The sequence below is a fragment of the Bacillus sp. VA13 genome (assembly GCF_055710085.1).
The window spans coordinates 497,467-521,778 of record NZ_JBVQPP010000002.1; the positions used below are offsets into that span (position 1 = coordinate 497,467).

The 24,312-nt window shown below is 43.3% G+C and carries 18 protein-coding genes and 1 pseudogene; 13 read left to right on the forward strand and 6 right to left on the reverse strand.

Going from position 1 to position 24,312, the window contains the following annotated elements; translation table 11 throughout:
* Positions 1-2: 2 nt before the first annotated feature.
* Positions 3-812, forward strand: a complete 810-nt coding sequence (flhP, locus tag AC0C66_RS10740) for a flagellar hook-basal body complex protein FlhP (RefSeq protein ID WP_061186466.1) — start codon at positions 3-5, stop codon at positions 810-812.
* A 20-nt stretch (positions 813-832) separates the two neighbouring features.
* On the opposite strand, the gene rapD is transcribed toward flhP, so the two are convergent.
* On the reverse strand, positions 833-1,897 hold the full coding sequence (rapD, locus tag AC0C66_RS10745; protein ID WP_072181870.1) for an aspartate phosphatase RapD: 1,065 nt from the start codon (positions 1,895-1,897) through the stop codon (positions 833-835).
* A 191-nt stretch (positions 1,898-2,088) separates the two neighbouring features.
* Between rapD and fabZ the strand changes: the two genes are divergently transcribed.
* Positions 2,089-2,514: a 3-hydroxyacyl-ACP dehydratase FabZ gene (gene fabZ / locus AC0C66_RS10750; RefSeq protein WP_003221796.1), complete on the forward strand. Its 426-nt coding sequence runs from the start codon at positions 2,089-2,091 to the stop codon at positions 2,512-2,514.
* 72 nt (positions 2,515-2,586) lie between these two features.
* Positions 2,587-2,979: a large conductance mechanosensitive channel protein MscL gene (gene mscL, locus AC0C66_RS10755; RefSeq protein WP_014115454.1), complete on the forward strand. Its 393-nt coding sequence runs from the start codon at positions 2,587-2,589 to the stop codon at positions 2,977-2,979.
* Positions 2,980-3,017: 38 nt separating this feature from the next.
* On the opposite strand, the gene AC0C66_RS10760 is transcribed toward mscL, so the two are convergent.
* Together AC0C66_RS10760 and AC0C66_RS10765 are read right to left on the reverse strand one after the other, a co-directional pair.
* Positions 3,018-4,088 (reverse strand): response regulator, encoded by a 1,071-nt coding sequence (locus AC0C66_RS10760; RefSeq protein ID WP_309294814.1) that lies wholly within the window; start codon positions 4,086-4,088, stop codon positions 3,018-3,020.
* 120 nt (positions 4,089-4,208) lie between these two features.
* Positions 4,209-6,098: pseudogene (locus tag AC0C66_RS10765) on the reverse strand (sensor histidine kinase); the annotation flags it as partial.
* Positions 6,099-6,276: 178 nt separating this feature from the next.
* Here AC0C66_RS10765 and AC0C66_RS10770 point away from each other — a divergent pair.
* From AC0C66_RS10770 to AC0C66_RS10780, 3 genes are all read left to right on the forward strand, one after another.
* Positions 6,277-7,353, forward strand: coding sequence for a response regulator (locus AC0C66_RS10770; RefSeq protein WP_061186464.1), 1,077 nt, complete (start codon positions 6,277-6,279; stop codon positions 7,351-7,353).
* A gap of 320 nt (positions 7,354-7,673) precedes the next feature.
* Positions 7,674-13,616: a SpaA isopeptide-forming pilin-related protein gene (locus AC0C66_RS10775; RefSeq protein WP_461845767.1), complete on the forward strand. Its 5,943-nt coding sequence runs from the start codon at positions 7,674-7,676 to the stop codon at positions 13,614-13,616.
* 97 nt (positions 13,617-13,713) lie between these two features.
* Complete coding sequence (locus AC0C66_RS10780; protein WP_242733741.1) at positions 13,714-14,352, forward strand: class A sortase; 639 nt, start codon at positions 13,714-13,716, stop codon at positions 14,350-14,352.
* A gap of 132 nt (positions 14,353-14,484) precedes the next feature.
* Here AC0C66_RS10780 and AC0C66_RS10785 read toward each other — a convergent pair whose 3' ends face one another.
* Positions 14,485-14,895, reverse strand: a complete 411-nt coding sequence (locus tag AC0C66_RS10785) for a YwpF-like family protein (protein WP_242733744.1) — start codon at positions 14,893-14,895, stop codon at positions 14,485-14,487.
* A gap of 176 nt (positions 14,896-15,071) precedes the next feature.
* Here AC0C66_RS10785 and ywpG point away from each other — a divergent pair, with 176 nt between their 5' ends.
* The 4 genes from ywpG (at position 15,072) to ywpJ (ending at position 17,737) form a co-directional block, all read left to right on the forward strand.
* Positions 15,072-15,455, forward strand: a complete 384-nt coding sequence (gene ywpG / locus AC0C66_RS10790) for a DynA interaction protein YwpG (RefSeq protein WP_014115448.1) — start codon at positions 15,072-15,074, stop codon at positions 15,453-15,455.
* Positions 15,456-15,531: 76 nt separating this feature from the next.
* On the forward strand, positions 15,532-15,873 hold the full coding sequence (ssbB, locus tag AC0C66_RS10795) for a single-stranded DNA-binding protein SsbB (protein WP_014115447.1): 342 nt from the start codon (positions 15,532-15,534) through the stop codon (positions 15,871-15,873).
* A 224-nt stretch (positions 15,874-16,097) separates the two neighbouring features.
* Complete coding sequence (gene glcR, locus AC0C66_RS10800; RefSeq protein ID WP_014115446.1) at positions 16,098-16,874, forward strand: transcriptional regulator GlcR; 777 nt, start codon at positions 16,098-16,100, stop codon at positions 16,872-16,874.
* A 5-nt stretch (positions 16,875-16,879) separates the two neighbouring features.
* Positions 16,880-17,737, forward strand: a complete 858-nt coding sequence (gene ywpJ / locus AC0C66_RS10805; RefSeq protein ID WP_072181874.1) for a phosphatase YwpJ — start codon at positions 16,880-16,882, stop codon at positions 17,735-17,737.
* Positions 17,738-17,866: 129 nt separating this feature from the next.
* On the opposite strand, the gene AC0C66_RS10810 is transcribed toward ywpJ, so the two are convergent.
* A complete protein-coding gene (locus AC0C66_RS10810; RefSeq protein ID WP_072181875.1) occupies positions 17,867-20,635 on the reverse strand; it encodes a DEAD/DEAH box helicase in 2,769 nt (922 codons plus the stop codon).
* The gene (locus tag AC0C66_RS10815; protein WP_072181876.1) at positions 20,622-22,232 is read right to left on the reverse strand and encodes an SWIM zinc finger family protein; all 1,611 of its coding nucleotides are present in this window, start codon (positions 22,230-22,232) and stop codon (positions 20,622-20,624) included. The genes AC0C66_RS10810 and AC0C66_RS10815 overlap by 14 nt, the downstream gene beginning before the upstream one ends.
* A 204-nt stretch (positions 22,233-22,436) precedes the next feature.
* Here AC0C66_RS10815 and AC0C66_RS10820 point away from each other — a divergent pair, with 204 nt between their 5' ends.
* The 3 genes from AC0C66_RS10820 to AC0C66_RS10830 all read left to right on the forward strand — a co-directional run bounded on the left by AC0C66_RS10820 (position 22,437) and on the right by AC0C66_RS10830 (position 24,267).
* On the forward strand, positions 22,437-22,580 hold the full coding sequence (locus AC0C66_RS10820) for a YwzD family small protein (RefSeq protein ID WP_003221769.1): 144 nt from the start codon (positions 22,437-22,439) through the stop codon (positions 22,578-22,580).
* Positions 22,581-22,814: 234 nt separating this feature from the next.
* Positions 22,815-23,561, forward strand: coding sequence for a protein-tyrosine kinase activator TkmA (gene tkmA, locus AC0C66_RS10825; protein WP_014115441.1), 747 nt, complete (start codon positions 22,815-22,817; stop codon positions 23,559-23,561).
* On the forward strand, positions 23,551-24,267 hold the full coding sequence (locus AC0C66_RS10830; RefSeq protein WP_072181877.1) for a CpsD/CapB family tyrosine-protein kinase: 717 nt from the start codon (positions 23,551-23,553) through the stop codon (positions 24,265-24,267). The genes tkmA and AC0C66_RS10830 overlap by 11 nt, the downstream gene beginning before the upstream one ends.
* Positions 24,268-24,312 lie beyond the last annotated feature (45 nt).

Below are 24,312 nucleotides of genomic sequence, written 5' to 3' on the forward strand. Positions count from 1 at the left end.
CTATGCTCAGGTCAATGCTAACGGCATCAACAACCTTAAACCAGCTGCAGCAGCAGATTGACACAATCAGCAGCAACCTTTCAAACAGCAACACAACCGGCTATAAGGCAAAAGATACGAATTTTTCTGAGCTAGTCAGACAGCAATTCGATCAGGTTGATGAAAAAAATGAGGAAGTGGCAAAAGCCCGAAAAACGCCGCCCGGCTTGCGCCTTGGCGTCGGAGCGATGATGAATTCACGCCTTGTATCTGATCAAGGAAGCATTCAGAAGACGGATCGCGATCTGGATATCGCGTTTACGTCTCCATACCAATATCTTCAGGTTAACGTGAATGGAAACCGCCAGTACACGAGGGACGGAGCGCTGTATGTAACGCCTTCAGCTGCAAATGCCAACCAGCTTCAGCTCGTTACTGGAAATGGGAATCCGGTGCTTGATGAAAACGGCAATACAGTGAACATCGACAGCTCAATGAAGAATATCACCATCAATAAAAACGGCACGTTAACCGCATCTGACGGAAACGCGGTCCAGCGGTTTAATCTCGGAGTTGTCCAAGTGAATAACCCTCAAGAGCTGAAATCGGAAGGAAATAACCTGTTCTCTATTGATAATGCGGCAGCTTTTGAAGAGCTGAATGGCGCTAATAGACAAAACATCGGCATAGAGCAGGGCTCGCTTGAGATGTCCAATGTCGATATTTCAGAACAAATGACAGATTTGATCACGTCCCAGCGTTCATATCAGCTGAACAGCAGAACGATTACAATGGGAGATCAAATGCTCGGTATAATCAATTCAGTCAGATAATAAGAAATGGGCGTTTTCAATCAGCCGCGCAGGATAAAAAAAGCGGCTTTTTCGAAATCGTCCTTTTTTTTGTAGTATTCCGTGATATCTTCTAAAAGCACCTCTAAATCCACCCACGCTTCAATTTTTTCTAATTCAAGCACATATTCGAGCAGCTGATCATAGGGGTCTTCAACTGATGTGTAGAGCGCTTCGAGCGTTTTTAATTTTAGATAAATGGTTTGAATGTCTACCTTTTCAGATAATTCTTTCCCTTTTTGCAGGACGGCTTTCGCTTCTGTGACCTTTCCTGTTTTAAAAAGCGCTCTGACAGATTCGTACACACAGTGCAGATACGAGACTGGAGAATTCGTTTCAAATTCTTGATTCCTTAATACTTTTTTAAAGTAAAGAAGCGCTTCCTGGTCTTTTTTTTCGGTTGCTTTTAAAAAGCCAAGGTTATAATAAGCGTGGCAAAGCAGGTTTTCGTCATGTAATTGCTGGGTTTTCCTAATGATTTCTTTAAAAAGCTGTTCAGCTTTTTCATAGCGTTCTTGATCAATATAATTAACGGCGAGCAAAAGTTTGCAGGTGATCACCTTTTTTATATAGCCGAATTGGTGTAAATAGATGTGTAATGCTTTTTTGACGTATTGGATGGAAAGCGGCGGTGATTTCATCAAGTAATAGGCGCCAGCGGTTTGATAATATAAATCAGCGGCTTCAAACGTGTTTTGAATGGCGGCCAGGTACTGTTCAGCTTTTTTAAAATGATTCACTGCATGTTTCGGAGCTGTTTTTACCATTTCATATAATCCTGAGAAAAAATATAGATAATATTTCAATTCATCATCCATTTTGTCTTCCAGGCCGTATAGATCATCGAATAATGAATCAAGTCCGTTCTGGTTTTCAAAAAGCAGCTGATGGCGGGCCTGAAACAATTGATAACGCATCCAAAGTTTTGAGTTCTTTTTGATCTTCGGAAGGTGCTGGTCGATTTTCTCTTTCAGTGTGCAAACGTGATTCATTTTGCGTTTGCTCATTGCGGAATACCACTCGTCTAACATGTTTTGCATCCTTTTTTCAATAAACTTCGAAATCATTTTCCTACCTCTTTGCTATTGGTAAAATCTATAATTATCATATCATAACTTTTGACGGCTCTCATTGACAGTTGGTTACATTTTAGCGCGGTTGAAAAAGAGATTAATTCATAATATACTTTTCAAATGTACAGATTGGATCTTTAATGATTGCTATACATACTAATGCAGATGAAGGAGATGTCAAGAGAATGCTTGATACTCAGCAAATTAAAGAAATTATTCCTCACCGTTATCCGTTTTTGCTTGTAGACCGGATTACGGAAGTTGAAGAGGGCAAACGGGCAAAAGGCTATAAAAATGTAACCGCAAATGAAGAGTTCTTTAACGGGCATTTTCCTCAGTATCCGGTAATGCCCGGCGTATTAATCGTAGAAGCGCTTGCTCAAGTCGGAGCCGTTGCGATGCTGATTAAAGAAGAAAATCGCGGCAGACTGGCGTTCTTTGCGGGTATTGATAATTGCCGGTTTAAAAAACAAGTCAAGCCTGGTGATCAGCTTCACCTTGAGGTTGAAATCATTCGTGCGCGCGGCACAATCGGACGCGGAAAAGGCGTTGCCACAGTTGATGGCGAAGTCGTTTGCGAAGTCGAACTGACTTTTGCCCTCGGAGAATAAATGAAAAAAGGCAGATGGGCAGCGGCACATTTGTCTTTTTTCTTTCAAAACATGAGAAAAGCAGGTGATTGTATGTGGAATGAATTTAAGGCTTTTGCCATGCGCGGGAACATCGTTGACCTCGCGATTGGTGTTGTAATAGGCGGCGCGTTCGGGAAGATCGTCACATCTCTAGTCAATGATATCATCATGCCTTTAGTCGGCTTGCTGCTAGGAGGGCTTGATTTTTCAGGTTTATCGTTTACGTTTGGCGATGCTGTGGTGAAGTACGGCAGCTTTATACAGACAATTGTGAACTTCTTAATCATATCGTTTTCCATATTTATTGTGATTCGGATTTTGAATGGGTTAAGGCGCAAAAAAGAAGCAGAAGAAGAGGCGGCGGAGGAAGCGCCGGATGCGCAAGAGGAGCTGCTGAAGGAAATCAGAGATCTGCTAAAGCAGCAAACAAAGTCGCCGGAATAAAAAGACTGCCGTTTTGAAACGGCAGTCTTTTTTTATTTTCAATTCCTTTCACTTAATGCCGCGGGGCTTTCTGTTGTTACAGCGAGATGAATGAGCATTGAAACAGAGGTGCCGGCATCCGGAGTGCTGCTAATCTTCAATTCACTTCCGCAAAAATGTTTCAGCCGCTGGTTGATATTTTTCAATCCGACGCTGCGATCGAAATCCGCAGATAAGAGATCTTCTCGTTTTTCCGGAGCTATGCCGGCACCGTTATCTTCTACTTTGATGTAATACTCATTCTCGCTTTGTTTTTTAGCTGTCAGCTTGACCCATCCTCCGCCTCTTTTCTTGCTGACGCCGTGAAGAACGGCATTTTCCACCAAGGGCTGAATCATTAAAGGAGGAAGGATAAAGTCAATGTCTTCTTCTATATCAAAAATGATGTCCAGCCGATCGCCGAAGCGTGTCTTTTCTATGGAAAGATAGGAACTGATAATAGAAAGCTCATGTTTGAATGAACTGATGGCAGATGTATTTTGGAAATCAAAACTCATTCTTAAATAGTTGGTAAATTCCTCTGTTACCTCCCGCGCTTTTTCAATATCCAAATGGCTGAGAGAAATGATCGTGTTTAATACATTGTAAAGAAAATGAGGTTTGATTTGCGATTGGAGAAATGCCATTTCCATTCTTGTGGCTTGATTTGCTGTATGTTTCATCATAATCAGGTTTTTGATACGCGCCATAAATTCAGAGTAATGATAAGGTTTTTGCAAAATGTCATTCGCTCCGGCATGAAAAGCCTTGTATTTGTCATGGCCGATAATGGCTGCTGTAATGATCAGAACGGGGAGATCAACCAAGCTGAATCGTTCACGAATTTTCGTACAGACTTCAAAACCCGACATATCCGGCATCATCAAGTCCAAAATAACCAAATCAAGCTTCGTGCAAGAGATGACTTCTAATGCTTCCTTTCCGTTTTTTGCAGCAATTACATTGTAGGGTACACCTTCAAGCATATCGCTTAAAATTTTTAAACTGTCAAGGTTATCATCGACAATCAGAATGGTTGGAGCGTCAGTTTTCTCAGAGTAATAAGGCGTTTTCAAAGAGATATCTGACATATTTATCTCGGATTGTAAATCAGAAAGACCCTTCTTTGTTTCAGGCACAGATTCATTTTGAGCAATTGGCAATGTGAAGTGGAATGCCGAACCTTTTCCCTCTTCCGATTCTACCCAAATGTCTCCGTTCTGGAGCTCAACCAGCTGTTTGACAATGCTTAGACCAAGACCGGCTCCGTCGTCTTTATTCGTTTCGGCTTGCTGAAAAGACTCAAAGATGGTTTGGCGATCGGTTTCTGAGATGCCGCTTCCGGTATCTGTTACTGTCACCTTGATCATGTTATCGTTCAGTTTTGAAGCAGAAAGTGTGATTTTGCCCTCCGCTGTATATTTGATTGCATTGTCTACTAGATTGGTTACAATTTGCCGAAAGCGATTTTCATCTGCAAGTACCAAAGGAAGGCCGGGTGGAATATGGTTCATAATGTTCAAGTTTTTATGCCTGGACAAAAGATGATAAAAATTCATTTCCGAACTGATTAAAGTGTAAATATCAACAGGAACCGGGTGAATCTGAAGCATGCCTTGTTTTATTTTTTCTAAATCCAAGATGTCATTCACCAGATTGGACAGCCTGTAGCCCATGCGGATGACAAGCTGCATATTTTCTTTCTCTTCTTCTATCGTTCTTTTTCCTTTGCCGGCCAGCAGTGTCTGGCATATATTAATAATGCTGTTCAGCGGCGTTTTGAATTCATGCGATGTTTTGGCAATAAACTCATCCTTTAGCCGGTCGATTCTGAGCAATTTCCATGATAGCACTTCATTTTCGCGGAAAGCGCCGGCAAATTGCTGTGCCATCAAAAGAACGATCGCCAGCAAAGCGATAACTGTGGGCAATGAATAGATCGAATTAAAGGAAAAAGCTGTTTTTCCGCTGTAAGCGGAGATGGTCGTTAAAATGACAAAAGCACTCATTGATATAGAAGCGATTGTAAGATACAGGCTTCCTTCCATTTTGCGGATCGCTGCAATCGTAAAAATATATGTAATATAAACCAGGGTCGAAACGGCTAGCACAGAATGTAATATGTATGAGGCATGGCCGATAAAACCCACGGTTAAAAAATCTGTGATCAAGACCAGCCCGGAAGAAACAGTGGCTATGAGAATAAAACGCTTTGAAACAATCTTCCGGTAAGCAAAATAGAGATAGAGAAAAACCGCAATGCTGACAAACACTGTAGAGATTGCCCTCATTGAATTTAGCAATGAAAATGAAATTGACGGATTGAGGAGAAATATAATCCGCTCTTTTCCGATCATCAGAATAATGAACGAAAACAGAAGACACATAACAGAAAAAAACAACAAATGTTTATCTTTTTTTCTTTGCAGGAAAAAGCCCAGAAAATATAATCCGGTAATGAAAAAAGCCGTAATCATGATTGAATCATTAAGAAAGGAAATTTTGTTCTCTCGCAATATGTTATCCTGCGTTCCAAAAGTAATCGGCTTTGCGATTCCCCACCCCGGCGTTTTTCCGAAGTTTGAAAATTGTACCACAAGTTCATTGTCACCCTTGTGAAGCGTAAAAAAGCTCGTATACGGTCTGTTTTGCGCTGTAAAATCAGGTTTATTTGAAGGGCTGCCGCTTTGTCCTATCAATTGGCCATTAAAATAGATGCGATTTGCACTGTAAATAAACGACGTGCTGATCCCGAAAACCTGATTGTCTTGCTTTGATCTGATCGTCAGCTTGTACGTTCCGTAATCTACGTTAATACCCTGCTTGGCCAGCTTCACATTACTGGGGACATCAACGAAGAGGGGATCTTTTCCTTTTGCTGAAGCGATCTCTTTTGGCGACAGCAGCTGATTGGGATATAATGTCCACTTTCCATTCAGCTGTACATTTCCATCCTTCTGAAAATCCCAGTTTTCCAAGTCCATGATCCCATGCTTTGCAGCAGGAAGTGTTGAACCAGAAAAATGGTCAATGGCTATAAAAGCCATAAAGAATGCGGCATAACCGAAAATAATCGAAGTGAAAATGAATTTTTCTTTCATATCAATGCTCCTTTATAATAGGATTTTTCTAAATTCCTATTTTTATAAATATTGTAAGTGCAAACTTTCAAAAACTATAGATAGAAAGAAAAAGAATCCAGATAAAGGGACAATTTGGCATGATATAATAGAAGTTATTTACTGTTATCTCGATTTTATTTATAGGGTGTGATGTTTTGTGAAAGCGTTAATTGTTGATGATGAGCACCTGGCATTGCTTCACTTTAAAAATATGCTTGAACGGACAAACGCATTTCAATCTATTATGGCGTATCAAGATCCGATTGAAGTTCTGGAGCACCCAGAGATTCCTGCTGTAGATGCAGTGTTTCTTGATATTGAAATGCCGGGGGTTAACGGCATTGAGCTTGCTGAAGCGATTCAATCGATGAATGAAAACATCCAAGTCGTTTTCATCACGGCCTATAATGAGTTCGCTATCAAAGCGTTTGAGCTGAATGCCATTGATTATTTGCTGAAGCCTGTAAATTACAAGCGGCTCGAGACAACTGTTGAACGAATTAGAACGAATAACATGCTCAGAGCATCTGCAGAAAATACCGAGGCGCATTTTTCTATCCAATGTTTTGGAAACCTGCAGTTTTATCAAACCTTAAAGGGTGTCAAAACAAATATTCCAGTCAAGTGGAGAACGTCGAAAGCACGCGAAATATACTCATTTTTACTTCATAACCTAGGCCGCGTGGTCAGTAAAGACATGTTAATCGATCTTTTTTGGCCTAATTACGATGTGTCAAAAGCAAGCACCCAGCTCTACTCAACCATTTATCAGATACGAAAATTACTCAGCCAGATCCCGTTCAGCCAAACAATCGAGAAGACCGATACAGGATATATTCTTCGGCTTTCAGGCGCAAAAATCGATGTTGCCGAATGGGAAAAGTCACTAAAAGAGGCTCCTCCGCTCAATACAGCTACATTACATCTGCACATGGATATTTTCATGGCCTATCAAAGTCATTACCTGTTAGAGTACGGCTATTTGTGGGCAGAACCGGAAAAGACGCGTCTCGCCCAGCTTTGGCTTGGAAAGGCTTATGAACTGATCGATTTCCTCATTCGGGAAATGAACGATCATCAAGCAATGGATATTTGCCTGCAGGCCGAGAAAATTGAGCCTTGCGATCATAAAATTATGCAATACAAGCTGCAGCTATTTAACAAAAACGGGAAGGTAGAAGAGGCAATAAAAGAATATCAGCGTTATAAACAAATGAAAGATCAGATTAATTGAAGAAGCAAAAAAACTTATCCAAACCAGTGTGTGTCGATTGCCTATCGATGCACACTGGTTTTTTTGTACAAGTCATTTAAAGGGAAGGCCCTCTCCATATGTCTCCGCTTGAAACTTCTAATCTCCAACTCATTCCATTTTTAGTTGTACAGAATTTGTATAGTTCCATTTCATACAATGTAGTTTGGTTCGGATGGCAATTCTTAGTTTTTAAACTCATTCGGCATTAGTAGTTATTTTTGGGGGATGAGACATGACTTTATGGTCTCGCGGATCAATCGGCAAGTGAAAAAATAGATATGAAAGGGAGGAATGAAAAGTTGAGAACAAGGAGTTTTCCCTTAGGGCTGAAAAAAAGCGGGCGAATCGTTATGATCATAAGCCTGGCCATCTTTTTCTTCTTCAGCCAGATCGCAAGCTATACTCTTACAGCACAGGCTGTTGACGTAACGTCAAGTGACAGCCAATTCTTCGATTCGGTGACGGTCAAGGAGGGCAATGACAAGATTGTTGACGGGTCAAAAGGAAATGAACCGGCATTAACGCCGGGGGATGAAGTGACACTGACATATGAATGGTCATTAAAAAAAGATAAAGACGCAGAAAGCGAACAAGATATCAATGTGGAGATACCTAAAAGCTTTACATTTGATAAAGGTGCAGAAGGTGAGATCAAATCTGCTGACCAAGTCATCGGCAGCTATCAAGTGCCGGCGGGCGGCAGCACCATGACGGTAAAATTAACAACTGCATCCGCGGACTCTCCTGATGCCAAGGGAGCCATTACACTGTCAGCCACGTTTACTGCAGATGTAAAAGACGATGAGCATACAGTAGCAGCCCTTTTTCAACTGGGGGGAGGCAAAACCCAGCAGGTGATCATCCCTGTTAAGAAAGATGAGACACAAGATGCCGAGGCGGAAGAGCCAAAAAACGACTCTTCTGAAACTGCGGGTGATCAGGAAGGGACAGATGACAAATCTACACCTTCAGTCAGCAAGGAGCAAAAAGAGGAAGAACAACAGCCATCAGCCGACTCTAAGAGCAGCGACTCCTCTAAGAGTGATGATTCCAAAAAAGTGTCATCCTCTAGTCAATCAGCTTTCAAAAGCTTGCAAACTGAAGAAAAACAAATCACCCAACATATTTTAACCGGCGTGACACTGACGGATGAAAACGGGGAGCCATATGACAAGAGCAATCGTGCCAGTACAAATGCTCCGGTGAAAATTTCAATTGATTGGGCCATTCCTGACGATTTAGGAAAAACAATCAATGCCGGCGATACGTATGAATTTGATTTGCCTAAAGAATTTATTATGCATAATGACATTGTGAACCTGCCATTAAGAGCCGGAGACACCACATACGGGACATTTTCTATTGATACGAACGGACATGTGGTGATGACATTTAACGGCGAGGTAAAAGAAACTTCTAATGTCAAAGGCACATTGGTTATCAATACGCAGTTCAACGAGAAAAAAATAACGGGTTCGACAACACAAAAGATTCCATTCCCTGTGAATTCCGATACTCCTGAGACAACGGTTTATTTTAAACCGAATGTGAGTAAAACCATTGATAAATCAGGTGCTCTGGATAAAGGCATCAACCCCGGCAAAGTAACATGGACGGTCGATGTCAATAAAAAATTAGATCAAGTCAAGAATGCTAAACTCACAGAAAGCCTCCCGGATGGCTTAATCTACCGTTCAGTTAAAGTGTATGAACTCAATGTGAACATTGATGGTTCTGTAAGCAGAGGAAATGAAGTTTCTTCCGGCTATAGCGTTGATTCAAAAGGAAATGTCACATTTAACGGGACAATTGATTCAGCCTACCGCCTTGTGTACGAAACCGACATTGACAATAGCGCAAAGCCGAGCCAGGGCGGAAATGTGACGCTGACGAACAAGGCAGCATTCAGTGGAGACAATCTGGAACCCATTTCTGCAGAAGCCACTGTTACGGCCAAATATGGAAAAATGATCGCAAAATCATCTACCGGCTATAATGGAGAATCTCAAACATTCAGCTGGGCTATTGCATATAACTACGGTGAGAAACAGATCGACCAATCCAAGGCCAGCATTAAGGATTCTTTTGGAACTGGCGATTTGCACCTCGTGAAAGACTCTTTGAAGGTTATTCCTATTACCTTTGGACAGAACGGCAGTGAGCAAGCTGGAACGCCTTTAAAAGAAGGCGAGGACTACACGCTTACCGATAATGGAAGCGGATTTGAAATCAAATTTAATAAATCTGTTACCAGCGCTTACAAAATCACATATCAAACAAAGGTCAACAGCGGAGTGATCATTGATAAATCGACAACATACACCAATAGCGTGGTGACCGGAACAGGGGATTCAAAAGAAGCTTCTGGAATAGCCATTCAACAGAACCTTATCAAAGGGTATTCAAATGTTGATTATGAGAAGAAGACGGTTGATTGGACGATTACAGTTAATAAAAATAACTATGAGATGAACAATTGGACGCTGGATGATCAATTCGAAAGCGGCGGATTGGTTCTGATTGATGACTCGTTCAAAATTCAAGACACAACGAACAACAAAACGTTGCAGAAAGACAAAGACTACACGTTGACAAAAAATCCCGAACATAAAGGCTTTACTTTGGCATTGATCGGGGATTACGCGAAAACAAACAGTCAATTTAAGATCACGTATACGACAACATTCAATGCCGATTATTCTAACGAAATCGTCAAGAATACAGCTCAGTCGAAATGGACTGATCAATACGGCAATGAGCGCACGAATAAGGTATCAAGCGGTTTTACGCCGAATCATCAGACGACAAACAATGGATTCAAAAACGGATCATACAACGCAGTTTCAAAGGAAATCACGTGGAAAGTCGGCATCAATTATAATGGCGAACCCACAAAAAATCCTTATATAAAAGATGCCATAACAGATCCTCAACAATTTGTGCCGGGTTCCGTTGTGGTAAAGAGCTATACGATCAATAAAAACGGCTCCATCACAGAAGGAGACGCGCTTGACCCTTCCAAGTATGAGGTCGAAGAGCCTTCAGAAAAAAATGAACGCACTCTGACGGTACACCTTAAAACGGGCGATTCTGTGCCATACTTGATTGAGTTTAAGACATCGCTCAAAGGACAGGTCATTGATCAGAATCAGTATACAAACAAGGCGACCTACCATAATGACGGTTATGCAGACCGCACGTTGACGGGCTCTGTTTCAGTTACGAACGGTGGAAGTCTGGTTTTCAAAGGCGGCAAACAAAATGGAAGCTACATCGATTGGAACATCAATGTCAACTCCAGCCAATCAACGCTGGATGACGTAAAAGTTACTGACACGCCGGATGAAAATCAAATCCTAGATGCGGATTCTTTTAAAGTATATCAAGCAAAATATGATGAAAACGGAGTGGTCAAAGACAGCAGCGGAAATCTGACCGCGGGAGATGTCGAGCTTCAAAAAGACAAAGACTACACGTTAGACATCAAAACTGACAATACAACAGGTGAACAATCGTTTGTCCTGAAATTCATAGGCAGCTATAAGCAAATTGACCGCGCCTATGTGATCAAATACCGGTCTCTGATTAACATAGCCGGCACGAATGGCCACGTTAAAAATAAAGTGTCCATTTCGGGAACAAATGTGAAGGAGCAGACTCAGGAAAACAGCAGCTCGATCTTTGTTGCCATTTCAAGCGGTGACGGTTCCGGATCCGGAGATAAAGGAAGCCTGACGATTTTTAAGACTGGAGAGGACGATAAAGCTCTTGAAGGAGCAGAATTCCAGTTATGGTCTGAGGATTCCAAACAGCTCCTCCGCACTGGCACGACGGATGCCGGCGGGAAGCTTACATTCGGAAATATTCGCTACGGTTCCTACGTATTAAAAGAGATAAAAGCGCCTGACGGATATACCATCAGCGATGCTTATGCAAAAGGAGTCTCTGTTAAGATAGACAGCAATTCCTCCAAGACAGGGGCACTGTACAAAGTCGTAAATCAACAGAACAAGGTGACGCTTATCAAACAAGACGAACAAAACAATCCTTTGGCGGGTGCTGTTTTCAAGCTGGAGAAAAAATCAAATGACGGCACCTATACTCTCATACGAACAGATATAAAATCCGATAAAAACGGAAAAGTGGAAATGAACGGTTTGCCGGCGGGCTACTACCGCTTGACAGAAACACAAGCTCCTGCAGGCTTTATCGTGAATACAAAAGCGATTCACTTCTCAATCGCAAAGAATGAAAAGAATCAAGTGTCTGATGTCAATTTAGGAGCAATGACCAATTACCAAGGGAAAGTCTCTCTAACGAAGGAAAATGCTGAAGGCCAGAAACTTGAAGGCGCAGTATTCAACATTGTCGATCAAGATGGAAATATCGTTAAAGAAAAGCTGACTTCGGATAAAGACGGAAAAGTTGAAGCTTCGGGCCTTGCGCCGGGCCGTTACGCCTTTGTGGAAACAAAAGCGCCATCCGGCTATGTGCTGAATACAACGAAAAAAGAATTTACCATCTCAGAATCTGCAGCAGGAAAACCTGAAGCCGCAGATGCCGGAATTGCCGTTAACGATAAAGGCTCGGTTCAGCTGACGAAGGAAGATGCCGATGGCCAGAAGCTTGAAGGAGCCGTCTTTAGGATTATTGACAAGGAAGGAAATACGGTCCAAGAAGGGCTGACCTCAGATGAAAACGGGAGAGTCGCAGCTTCAGGCCTTGCACCGGGACACTATGCTTTTGTTGAAACGAAAGCGCCATCCGGCTATGTGTTAAACACGGAGAAAATAGAGTTTGCGATTTCTGATTCCGCAGCAGGAAAGCCGGAACCAGTGGATGCCGGGACCGCTATCAACTATAAAGGCTCTGTTGAGTTGACGAAGGAAAATACTGAAAGCCAGAAACTGGAAGGGGCAGTTTTCAACATTGTCGACCAGGAAGGAAATACGGTTCAAGAAAAGCTGACTTCGGATAAAGACGGAAAAGTTAAGGCTTCGGACCTTGCACCGGGACGCTATGCCTTTGTTGAAACGAAAGCGCCATCTGGCTATGTGTTAAATACGGAGAAAATAGAGTTTACCATTTCTGAATCAGCAGCAGGAAAACCAGAATCTGCAGATGCAGGGATCGTCGTGAACGATAAAGGCTCGGTTCAGCTGACGAAGCAAGACCAAGATGGAAAAGGCTTAGCCGGCGCAGTATTCAAAATCACTGACAGCAATGGAAAAACAGTGAGAGACGATCTCGTTTCAAAAGAAGGCGGCAAAATTGAAGTTGACGGGTTAGCGCCGGGAAGCTATCAATTTGTTGAAAAACAGGCGCCAGATGGATATCTTTTATCCGAAAGCCCAGTGTCATTCACCATTAAGGGTGAATACAGCGGCAAACCTGAACAAGTGATAGTAACAGCGGTTAATACCAAGAACCTTGTTGTTCTCACGAAAGTGGATCAGCATGATAAAAATAAAGTTCTTCAAGACGCGGAGTTCAATCTGACAGACGCCAAAGGCAAAGTACTGAAATCTGGCTTGACAACTGATGACAAAGGACAGCTCACGGTTCATGGCCTCAAAGCCGGCGAATATCAGTTTGTCGAAACAAAAGCGCCTAAGGATTATCATTTAGACCAAACACCTATATCGTTCAAGATCACAAATACAGACACGAAACCAGTTGATATCACCGCTGAAAACATATTGACACCAGGTGACGTGAATGTGACGAAAGTGGATCAAGATGATAAAACTACAGTTTTGGAGGGCGCTGAATTCAAGTTATTGGACGCAAGCGGCAAGCCTGTAAAAACTGACGGCTATGGCAAAGAGCTGCCTGAACTCTGGAAAACGGATAAAAAGGGGCAGTTCATAGTAAAAGGCCTTGCGCCGGGAAGCTATCAATTGATTGAAACAAAGGCACCGGAAGGTTACAAACTGGATGAAACACCAATTGAATTCACAATAGAAAAAGGACAGCCAAAAGCTGTTGAGCTCGTTGTTTCTAATCAAAAAGTGAAAACACCAACGCCTGACAAACCGGATAAACCTACACCGGATGGAAATGTGAATGGAGATGGACATCATTCGAAAACTAATGGTACAGATGGTGATTCGAAAACAGACAAATCCCTTCCAAAAACCGGAGATGCGGACAGCACATTAACGGTCATGATCGGTATCCTGCTGCTAATGGCAGGCGGAGGCTTAGCTGTTGCCTCAAGAAAGAAGCAAAGAAAGGGATAAATATGAAAGCACCTGATCATTGAAGAATTGATCAGGTGCTTTTTTAAAAGTGACACAGCTCATTTTAGAATGAAGCATAAGAAAGGAATTTTTTTGCATGTACAAGAAAATGATCATTACGATGTTCATTCTTTTAGGACTGCTGCTTATCTGTTCTCCTCTGTTGAAAGGAGGAATCATAGCCTATCTTAGCAAAAGCCAGAGTGAGTCGGCCTTAACTATGGAGCAGCTGAAAAGAAATAATGAGAAAGAAGCGGAATTTGAATTTGATTCAATCGAGCCGCCTGAGTTGGTGGATGCCATAAAGGCTGGCTTTAATCACGATCAAAAAGCGGTTATCGGGCGGATAACGATTAAAAGTGTCAATCTAGAGCTTCCGATCGCAAAAGGCACAACCAACGAAAACCTTCTGATCGGGGCGGCAACAATGCGCCCGGATCAGAAAATGGGCGAGGGAAATTATCCGTTGGCTGGCCATCATTTGAAGCAAAAGAGTCTTCTGTTCGGACCTCTTGAAAACATAAAAACAGGTGCTCAAATTGTGATCACAGATTTTAAAAAAGACTATATTTATTCTGTGACATCCAAAAAAATCATGTCGGAAATGGATGCAGATGTGATTGAGGAGACAAACGAAAAGGAGATTACGTTAATCACATGCGACAAGGCGGCCGAAACCGAAGGGCGCCTCGTTGTTAAAGGGGAATTGGTTGATTCTTTTGGCCATACAAATTAAATATGCAAGCACGAAAATAAAAGCTGCCGTTCTAAAACGGCAGCTTTTTTAATGTAGAACATATTGATTCAAAATGTCTATTGTGCCGCTCTTCGCTTCTGTACCGGCTTCAGGGGACATATCCCCTCATTTTTATATTTTTTGCCTAAATGCCTCAATGAGTTGTGTTCCTGTATAGCCCTCTTTTACAAGGGATTCGAGAATGGTCTCAGTGCCTTGCTGTTTTCTTGTGACCATTTGTCCGTAGATTAAAACCTGTATGCTTTCTTCCAGCTTGACGATATTTTTCACTGCTGCTGTCAGCTGGGCGGGGCGATTGCTTTTTTTCGTGATTGTTACAAATACTTTGGCTTCAGATTGGCTGTTTTGAAGCTGTTCAAAAAAAGACAGGTGTTCTTTCGCTACAAGCGCTTCGATCAGCCAGTGATTTTCACCGTCTTCTTTATTTATAATTAGTCCGTCGATAAGGGGAAACTGTTCAATTGTTTTTTCTTCCTTGTCCACTCGTTCCACATTCAGATCAACCAGTTTAAAGGTTTTCATTCCTTTTCTCACCCCGATTACTTCCAAAGTTTTCTTGCCTTTCATTATAACATAAACGTTTTAGAGGAAAAAATGCTGCAATGCTGGGGCTAAAGAATTTTGTATTGGCGAAACATTTAATAATTTCTATTTTTTCATTATACTGTAACTGACTATAGATTACGGAGAGATGTAGTATGAATCAATTTCGTTTAAAAGAAATTTATATTGACGGCACTCCTTCTGAGGATTGTTTGATTCAAAAGGAAGTAACATATATGTTAAGCCGTAAAGAAGTGTTTGAGGTTCATCTGAACAAGAGAGGCAGGATAAGCTTTTTATACGAAACGCAAGACGGCATGGAACAGTATAAAATTAAGGTGTCACTGCCGGAAAAAAAACTGAGCTTTCAGTGGTTTGCATGGGATGGTTCTTCCTATGTGTGTATGAATACGCAAAATTGGCTGACAAAGCAAATATTTTTCCGGTTTTTAAAAAGTACATATTTCTTTAAAGGGAAAAAACAAAAGATGTTTTTAGCTGAAGGAAAAATGAAAACGAAAGATAAAAACAGAGGCTGAAAGTCGCTTTTACACGTTTTTCTTTTCTCATTGCATCATCTACAATACATATAACCGCAAGGAGAGGAGGAATCGCATGTTCAATCAGGTCATGCTTGTCGGACGTCTTACAAAAGATCCTGAGCTTCGCTACACTTCCGCCGGTGCGGCAGTCGCACACGTTACGCTCGCGGTAAATCGCAGCTTCAAAAATGCTTCAGGTGAAATCGAGGCCGACTACGTCAATTGCACACTTTGGAGAAAAACAGCTGAAAACACGGCGTTGTATTGCCAAAAAGGTTCTCTTGTCGGCGTAAGCGGGCGGATTCAGACAAGAAGCTATGAAAACGCAGAAGGCGTTACCGTATATGTAACGGAAGTGTTGGCTGACACTGTTCGTTTTATGGACCCTAAACCCCGGGAAAAAGCTGCCGATTGACATCCCCCTGATCCTCCCGTTTTCTATCCATTCATATTATCCGGATCTCCGCATCATCCCCTCAAAATTGACCAGTCGACCAGACTGGTTCTTTCTTTTGTGTCATTTAGGAAAAATTGGTTCTTATGATGCATTTTTACTTAAATTCACTTAATAATGTTGAATGAAATTGAATAAAAACTTATAATTGCTTAAAGATGATTGATAAGAAAAGGAATGAGGGCGTGTACCAAGAAGAAAGATTAGTAGCGATTTTGGATTTTTTAAAACAGCATAACCGAATTACAACGGAGCAGATCTGTACGCTTCTTCAGGTGTCAAGGGATACAGCGAGACGGGATCTTGTGAAGCTGGAGGAACAGAATGCCATCATCCGTACAAGGGGCGGTGCCATTTTGCCGACTGTGCATCAAAAAATTCAAAGTTACTCTGGCCGCCTGAAAACAGTGTCCGAGGAAAAAAACAAGATCGGCAGGCTTGCCGCATCGCTCATTCATGATGGTGACCGGGTGATTTTAGACGCTTCTACAACCGTTCAGGCATGTGCAAAGCATTTGAATGCGGATGATTGTACGGTGATCACCAACTCGATTAATCTTGCGGAAGTACTGTCCGATAAAGAGGGAATTGAAATCTATCTGCTCGGAGGCAAGCTGGAAAAGGAGCACCGCTTTCTGTACGGCGCCTCTGTGATTGAAAAGCTCTCAAGCTACCACGTCGATAAAGCGCTGATCGGTGTGGTCGGGATTTCCGAACATGGCATTACAATTGCGCATGAAGAGGATGGTATGGTGAAGCGAAAAATGATTCAGCAGGCAAAGCAGGTAATCGCGCTTGCAGATCATTCGAAGCTGGGGAGCACCAGTTTTTATCAGTATGCGGAGCTGAGTGAAATCGATCTCTTGATCACAGACAAGCTGCCGAATCAGGCGTTTTGTGACTTGCTTGACCGTAATGGTGTGGAACTTCTCGTGACAGAGCAGGATGAAGGAAAGGGCTGACAAACTTGAAATTGATTGCGATTGACTTAGATGGAACCTTACTCAACAGCAAGCATCAGGTAAGCTTGGAAAATGAAAACGCGCTGCGGCAGGCGCAGCGGGACGGCATTGAAGTGGTGGTGTCAACTGGGCGCGCTCATTTTGACGTCATGTCAATCTTTGAACCGCTGGGGATCAAAACGTGGGTCATCAGCGCAAACGGCGCCGTCATTCACGATCCCGATGGCAGGCTTTATCATCACGAAACGATTGATAAGAAGCGGGCATATGATATTCTCTCATGGCTTGAGTCGGAAAACTATTATTACGAGGTATTCACAGGTTCAGCCATATATACGCCGCAAAACGGCAAGGAGCTTCTTGAGGTTGAGCTGGACAGATTCAGAAGCGCGAATCCGGAAGCAGATCTTTCTGTCCTTATGCAGGCGGCCGAGGTGCAATACAGCCAATCCGGCTTCGCTTATATTGGCTCGTTTCAAGAGCTGTTTGAGGCTGATCAGGAGATCGACTTTTATAATATTCTCGGTTTTTCTTTCTTCAAGGAGAAGCTCGAGGCAGGCTGGAAAAAATATGAGCATGCCGAAGATTTGACGCTTGTCAGTTCTGCTGAGCACAACTTTGAGCTATCTTCCCACAAAGCTTCCAAGGGGCAGGCGCTGAAGAGGCTTGCGGAACGGCTGAATATCCCGATCGAAGAAACCGCGGCTGTCGGTGACAGCTTAAATGACAAATCGATGCTGGAGGCGGCGGGAAAAGGTGTAGCGATGGGCAATGCGCGGGAAGATATCAAAGCGATGGCCGATGCTGTCACCTTGACCAATGACGAACACGGCGTCGCACATATGATTAAACATTTACTGTAGGTTTATATGCTGCATCAAAAGCGCATCCTGTTGATAACCGGCGTAACGGATTCCTTGGAAATTCGGCGTGACGGATATGAACGGAAAAAAGCTGGCTCTTTCAAAGAGCCAGCTTTTTTATAGTCATTCTCATCGCGCTGAGGCGCTTAATGTAAACAATTCTTCGAGTTCCTGTGTGGAAAGCTCGGTAATCCAGTTTTCACTTTGGATAATTTGGTCGTTCAGGGTTTGTTTCGATTCGAGCATAACATCAATTTTTTCTTCGATTGTTCCCGTTGTAATCATTTTATGAACGTGGACAAAGCGCTCCTGGCCAATGCGGTATGCCCGGTCAGTGGCCTGGTTTTCAACGGCCGGGTTCCACCATCTGTCATAATGGATGACGTGATTGGCGGCGGTCAAATTAAGCCCGGTGCCTCCAGCTTTGAGTGAAAGAATGAGTGTCGGGTATTCTTTCTTCTGAAATTTCTCAACGAGTGTATCCCGCTCTTGCTTGGAGAGACTCCCGTTTAAAAATTGCACAGGTTCGCCGAACGTTTTTTCAAGCAGCCTTTTCATCATGTTCCCCATCTGAATGTATTGCGTGAAAATGAGGCAGCTTTCGTTTTGGACGCGGATCGCTGTCATGAGTTCCAGCAATTTTTCGAGCTTGACTGATCTGCCGGCCAGCAGCTCGGTTTGATCCTCTTTTAAATAGAGCGCGGGGTGATCGCATATTTGCTTGAGACGTCCGAGCATGCTGAGGATCAACGCTTTTCTCTGCATGCCGGTCAGTGACGTCATATGGTCAAATGTGTCTTTGACAAGCTGCTCATAAAGTGATGCCTGTTCGGCTGACAGCGGGATAAATTCTTTTTCTTCCAGCTTCTCAGGAAGATTAAGCGCGACCTCTTCATCACGTTTCGTCCGCCGCAGAAGGAATGGGCGGATTAACTGCTGAAGCTGTCCGATTCTCTTTTCGTCCCGGTCTTTTTCAATCGGCAGCACATAGCGTTTATGGAAGCCCGTCAGACTGCCGAGGTAGCCTTTATTCATGAAGTCAAAAATGGACCATAGTTCAGTTAAGCGATTTTCCATTGGCGTGCCGCTCAGCGCGATATGGTGAAGCCCTTTCAGCTTTCTGATTGCACGTGATTGCTTCGTATGCGCGTTTTTAATATTTTGCGCTTCATCAAGGCAGATTGTGTTCCATGTCACAGAAGACATCTCATCCGAATCGGCATGCGACAATCCGTATGAAGTGAGTACCACATCTGCGTTTTCGTAATGCGCGGCGAAATCATCACCTTTTGGACGGCGCGGCCCATAATGGAGCGCGACAGACAGGTCAGGTGCAAAGGTTTGAAGCTCCCGCTGCCAGTTGCCGAGTACGGATGTCGGCGCGATAATCAAATTCGGCGTTTTTTGCCGGCCGCTTTCCTTCACGTGTAGGAAATAGGCGATCATTTGAATCGTTTTCCCAAGACCCATATCGTCAGCCAGACAGGCGCCAAAACCGCTTTCTCGCAGAAACAGCAGCCAGTTCATGCCGTATTTCTGATAGGGGCGGAGAGTTCCTTGGAAAGAAGGACTGACTTCGTGCTCCGGCAGATTTTCCGCGGCCGTAAGCTTTCGAATCAGTGACCTGAGCTGTTTGGACAGATCAAATTGAATGCCGGCAAAAGCGGATGTATCAATCAGATCTGAATCTTCAAGCCCGCCTTCCCCCTGATCCATTAGTTCGCGCGCCAGAATATCAGACATGTGGAGTCCTTCCGATTCCGCTTTTTCCATCAGGCGTTTCATTTGTTTGATAAACTGCGGATCGATTTTTACCCATTGCCCGCGTATATTAACGAGGCGCCTGTTGCTGGCGACAAGCTCATTAAATTCAGCCTCAGTCAGCTCAATTCCATTTGTCGCAAACCGCCAGTTGAAATCAAGCAGCGCATTCATGCCGACAAATGACTCGCCGCGCGGGGCGGACGACACCTTTGCCTTCAGCATCATGTTGCTGTCTCTGACAATCTGCCACCAGGACGGCAGGAGAATTTCAACCCCCATATCGACAAGCGTCTCACTAGCTTCTGACAGGAAGATCCAGGCTTCTTCCTCTGAAATCAGCGTTGTCCCAGAATCAAATGACAGCCACGGAACCGTTCTGTGAAAGCGATCCTGCTCACGTGCGATTTTATCGCTGTACGCCTGCCACGATTTCTTAAGGCTCTTCAGCCCGTCAAAGAATTCAACAGCGCCGCTCTTTTTATCGCGTAAAAACATCTCGATTTTCCAATCGTCTCCGTCAAAGTCTGGCTCATTTAAGCGCAGGCCGACTGTAAATGGAGATTGATCGTCAATCCAGCCGATCCCTTCAAGAAAATCCTCTTCATCGAGAAAATGTCCGCGGAATGTCGTGACCGCAGGCGATTTCTCCTTAATGTGTTCCCATTTCTCCCGCAGGTCATCGTCGTATTGGATGTAGTCCTGCACTGCAGCGGAAAACCAATCCGCAGTAAAGCCATCTAGTATATTGTCGCGGTCCTTCCAGCGAAAAACACCGTTTGTCCATGCTTCATAGTCAGGCAGAAAATCGCCGTCTGCGATAAATTCATAGATGGTCGATGCCGCCTCGATCAGCGGCTCCGTTTCTTCTGTAAGGTGCACGGAGCTGAATGAGTTGAACGAGTTTTTGCCGAGAAGCTCTACAGTCATCCATGGAGAAAGCAAAACAGCGGTTGTCCCGATGAAGCTGACATCCTCAAGAAAGGTTCCGTAAAATGAGGATTCATGCCATTGGAACAAATGCCTTTTCATATGGCTGTAGGGAAGGGGCTGTTCATTCTCATCAAAGGCTGAGAGCGTAAATGAACCATCTTCCATTTGTTCGACGTGGATGAGAATTTCTTTAAGACTCGCCATCAATCAACTTTCCTTTCTGCAGTTCTTCTTGAAGCGCGCGCAGACGCTTGTAATGCGAGCTCAGCTGCTGAATATACCGCTCCCACACCTTCAGTTTCTTCGCTTTTCTGTACAGGGTGCGCAGTTTTTTCAAATACCGTGCGGCTTCCTTGTACGAGCTGCGGTTCTTCTGATCGATAAAAAAGGCCACTTCTCTGTGGTAAGCCGGGATAAGCGCCTCCGGATCGCTTGCTGCAATTTCCTTCAGCATCATTTTATCCATTTCATAGATGGAAAAGCCGACAAGGCTGTGAATTTCGATCCACTCGGTATACCGTTTTTTCTCATATAAGTGATGGCTGTATTCTGTGAACGTATACGGCAGACAGCCCGAAGCATAGCGTTCAAACAGCGATTGGTCATTGGTTTGCTTCACATAGGCATTCATCAGAAGGAACAATTCGCTGATCACGTCGCGAATTTCTTTAAACGGCTTATCCAGTTTCGTATAACCCATCGCAATCGGTTCAATCCGCTGGTACCATGTTTTCAGCCGTTTCCAATCCTTCTTGGCAGTGATTTCACTCAGCCACTGAAACGTATACGGCAGCGCTTCCGGCGGGAATTCATCAGCTTCCGCAAAAATAACGTCATCATTCTTCTGCAAGAATTCTAAGTGCAGGCGCCCGAATTGCAATTCAGGAGAAAAACGCCGTCCGGCTTCTTTTTTCAAAATCTCCTGTTCGCGCGCCACCCATTTTGGCCGCGACAGCAGCGCACTCCAAATTTCACCGAAGATGCGGATGCGTTCATATTGAAAAATATCTTCTTTCAACAGCAAATGTCGGATAACTTCCGGTGTTTTTTCCAAAAACGGATCAAGCGCAAATGACAGCGCATATGTTTTTAATTTATCAATAGAGCTGTAGATTGTATCCATCAGCTGTTCAACATACGGATTGAGGGAATAAAAGTCTTGCTCTGGGTTCAGCTTGCCCGCTTCAATCAATGTGAACATCCGAAGCCACACCGCAATCGCGGAATGAATTTGGTACAGGCTTTTCAGCTCTGGCTTGTTCGGCGCATGCTTTTTTAATGCGGACAGGTAGCCGTAATAGAGGCCCTGCATGTTTTGGCTGCTTTCCGGCGTGCGCGCCTGCCAGAGAGAGAATTCTGAATCAAAAAAAGCGAGCCAGCTTGATAGCGATTCTTCATTAGGCAGCACCTTTTCCTGGAATTGGCGGCGGACGAGCTCTTTACTTTCCTCAAGTTTTTCCCTCTCAAGCCAATACTCTGTAAAAGTACCCACCCGCTCAAACATTGCATATACATATAAAAACACAGCCAGCATATGGCGGCAGATTCTTCCGGACGGACATGAACAGCCGCTTTTGACTATGACAAACAAGTTCAATGTGACCCGCACAGGGACAACATCCTGCACAAAAGCCGTAACTTCCGTCGGACTCACTGCTTGTAAACGATAGACTGAATCCTGCCGATATAAAATAAGGGCTTTTTTGATCAGCTGAACATTTTCCTCATTGTAGGGAAGGAGTTCTTTCAACTGTTCGGCAGATGCCAGCACATCGTCTTTGGAAATCATATTCTGAAGCATGATTATCGCTCCTAACCGAGTCACGTAATAAAAAGATCCAATTTCTCTATTATATCGCAACACATCGGCCTGAAAAAGTTTTTCCTAAAAAAGGACATAAAAAATGGGATGTGTCGAATGATGTATTAGAGATTGCAAATTGATAACCGGCATCATATAATAATCGTGTTTTCAACTTAATGGAAGCTGAAAGGAACAAAAAAGATGAGTGAAAAGAAATTGAATCAAGAAGAATTTCTGAAAATTTTGATGCATGCACATGAAATTGGTGAGCGGTCATCTGAAATGACGACAAAGGAAATGCTTGAAAATTTGATTTCTCATATTAAAAATGGATATGCAACATAAGAATCCCGCACGCCTTTTGCGGGATTTTTTTAATGCGTGAATACGTGACTGCCTGAATAGGAGAAAAAGAGGAAGCTTTGTCAAAACAGTAAATAGAGCGCTTACATAAAGAATCGCTACATAACGTTTTGTAAAAAAATGTCGAATTATGTCACGTGAAAAGCTGGAGAAATGCGGTTTCTACGTTGTATAATCGTAGATGGAAAAGGATGTTATAAGAGATTTGGAGGTATCATGGGAGAATCTACTAGCTTAAAAGAGATATTATCAACGTTAACAAAACGCATACTTTTGATTATGATTGTAACCGCAGCTGCCACTGCTGCCGGCGGACTCATCAGTTTCTTCGCACTTACACCCATCTATGAAAATTCAACTCAGATTCTGGTCAATCAATCGAAAAACAACCAAAAAGAAGTCCAATTTAACGATGTTCAAACCAATCTACAGTTAATCAATACGTATAACGTCATCATTAAGAGCCCTGCCATCTTAGACGAAGTCATTAAAGAGATGGGCCTGTCGATGACATCTCAGGAACTGAATGACAAAATTACCGTATCCAGCGAGCAGGACTCCCAAGTGGTTAACATATCGGTCAAGGATGAAAACGCGGAAACAGCGGCTCATATTGCCAATACCATCGCATCTGTCTTTAAAACCAAAATCACATCCATTATGAATGTTGACAATGTCAGTATTCTGTCAAAAGCCGAGGTTTCAGACCATCCGTCACCTGTATCGCCAAAGCCGCTTCTTAACATTGCCATCGCGTTTGCGGCGGGATTGGCGGGAAGCATCGGTCTGGCCTTCCTGCTTGAGCATTTGGATAATACGATCAAATCGGAAGAGCAGCTCGAATCCTTGCTGGACATACCGGTTTTAGGGACGGTTTCCACGATTGCGAATGAGCAGAAAACAGCGAAGAGCCTACACGGTATCCAATCTGAAAAAGCGGGGAGTGGACATTTTGGCGCTTAGAAAAAGCAGAGGCTCTTGGATACGCAGAAATGTCATTGCGATGACAGAGCCGAAATCCTTGAACTCTGAACAATATAGAACGATTCGTACGAATATCGAATTTGCTTCAGTGGACCGCCAAATGAAATCAGTGATGATCACATCGGCCTGTCCCGGAGAAGGAAAATCAACGACGGCCGCTAACCTGGCTGTCGTATTTGCCCAGCAGGGAAAAAAAGTGCTTCTAATTGATGCCGATTTGCGAAAACCAACAGTACATACGGCCTTTCATCTTGAAAATATGATTGGCTTAACAACTGTTTTATTAAAGAAAAGCTCACTGGAGCAGGCTGTACAAGCCGCAAATGCAACACATCTTGACGTGCTGACGAGCGGCCCGATCCCGCCAAACCCTGCTGAGCTTCTCTCCTCGAAGTGGATGAACGAGCTTGCAGACGAAGTGTGTGCGGCATATGATATGGTCATTTTTGATACGCCGCCTATTCTTGCTGTAGCGGATGCGCAGATTTTAGGCAACGTGGCAGACGGTTCTGTTTTGGTTATCTCAAGCGGGAAAACAGAAAAGGAACAAGCCGCAAAAGCGAAAGAGGCACTTGAATCGTGCAAAAGCAAGCTCCTTGGGGCGATTATGAACGGCAAAAAGCTTTCGAAGCACTCTGAATACGGATATTACGGAAACAAGGAAAATTTCATACAAAATAAATAACGTGCAGCTTGCCCGTTATTTATTTTTGCGAAAAAAAGGAGGCTA

Bases quoted from the DNA above. Each gene is read 5' to 3' on its own strand.
- AC0C66_RS10810 (WP_072181875.1), bottom strand. From the start codon at position 20,635: ATGGCGAGTCTTAAAGAAATTCTCATCCACGTCGAACAAATGGAAGAT.
- AC0C66_RS10780 (WP_242733741.1), top strand. From the start codon at position 13,714: ATGTACAAGAAAATGATCATTACGATGTTCATTCTTTTAGGACTGCTG.
- ssbB (WP_014115447.1), top strand. From the start codon at position 15,532: ATGTTCAATCAGGTCATGCTTGTCGGACGTCTTACAAAAGATCCTGAG.
- tkmA (WP_014115441.1), top strand. From the start codon at position 22,815: ATGGGAGAATCTACTAGCTTAAAAGAGATATTATCAACGTTAACAAAA.
- AC0C66_RS10785 (WP_242733744.1), bottom strand. From the start codon at position 14,895: ATGAAAACCTTTAAACTGGTTGATCTGAATGTGGAACGAGTGGACAAG.
- fabZ (WP_003221796.1), top strand. From the start codon at position 2,089: ATGCTTGATACTCAGCAAATTAAAGAAATTATTCCTCACCGTTATCCG.
- ywpG (WP_014115448.1), top strand. From the start codon at position 15,072: ATGAATCAATTTCGTTTAAAAGAAATTTATATTGACGGCACTCCTTCT.
- flhP (WP_061186466.1), top strand. From the start codon at position 3: ATGCTCAGGTCAATGCTAACGGCATCAACAACCTTAAACCAGCTGCAG.
- rapD (WP_072181870.1), bottom strand. From the start codon at position 1,897: ATGATTTCGAAGTTTATTGAAAAAAGGATGCAAAACATGTTAGACGAG.
- AC0C66_RS10820 (WP_003221769.1), top strand. From the start codon at position 22,437: ATGAGTGAAAAGAAATTGAATCAAGAAGAATTTCTGAAAATTTTGATG.
- AC0C66_RS10760 (WP_309294814.1), bottom strand. From the start codon at position 4,088: ATGTCAGATATCTCTTTGAAAACGCCTTATTACTCTGAGAAAACTGAC.
- AC0C66_RS10815 (WP_072181876.1), bottom strand. From the start codon at position 22,232: ATGCTTCAGAATATGATTTCCAAAGACGATGTGCTGGCATCTGCCGAA.
- mscL (WP_014115454.1), top strand. From the start codon at position 2,587: ATGTGGAATGAATTTAAGGCTTTTGCCATGCGCGGGAACATCGTTGAC.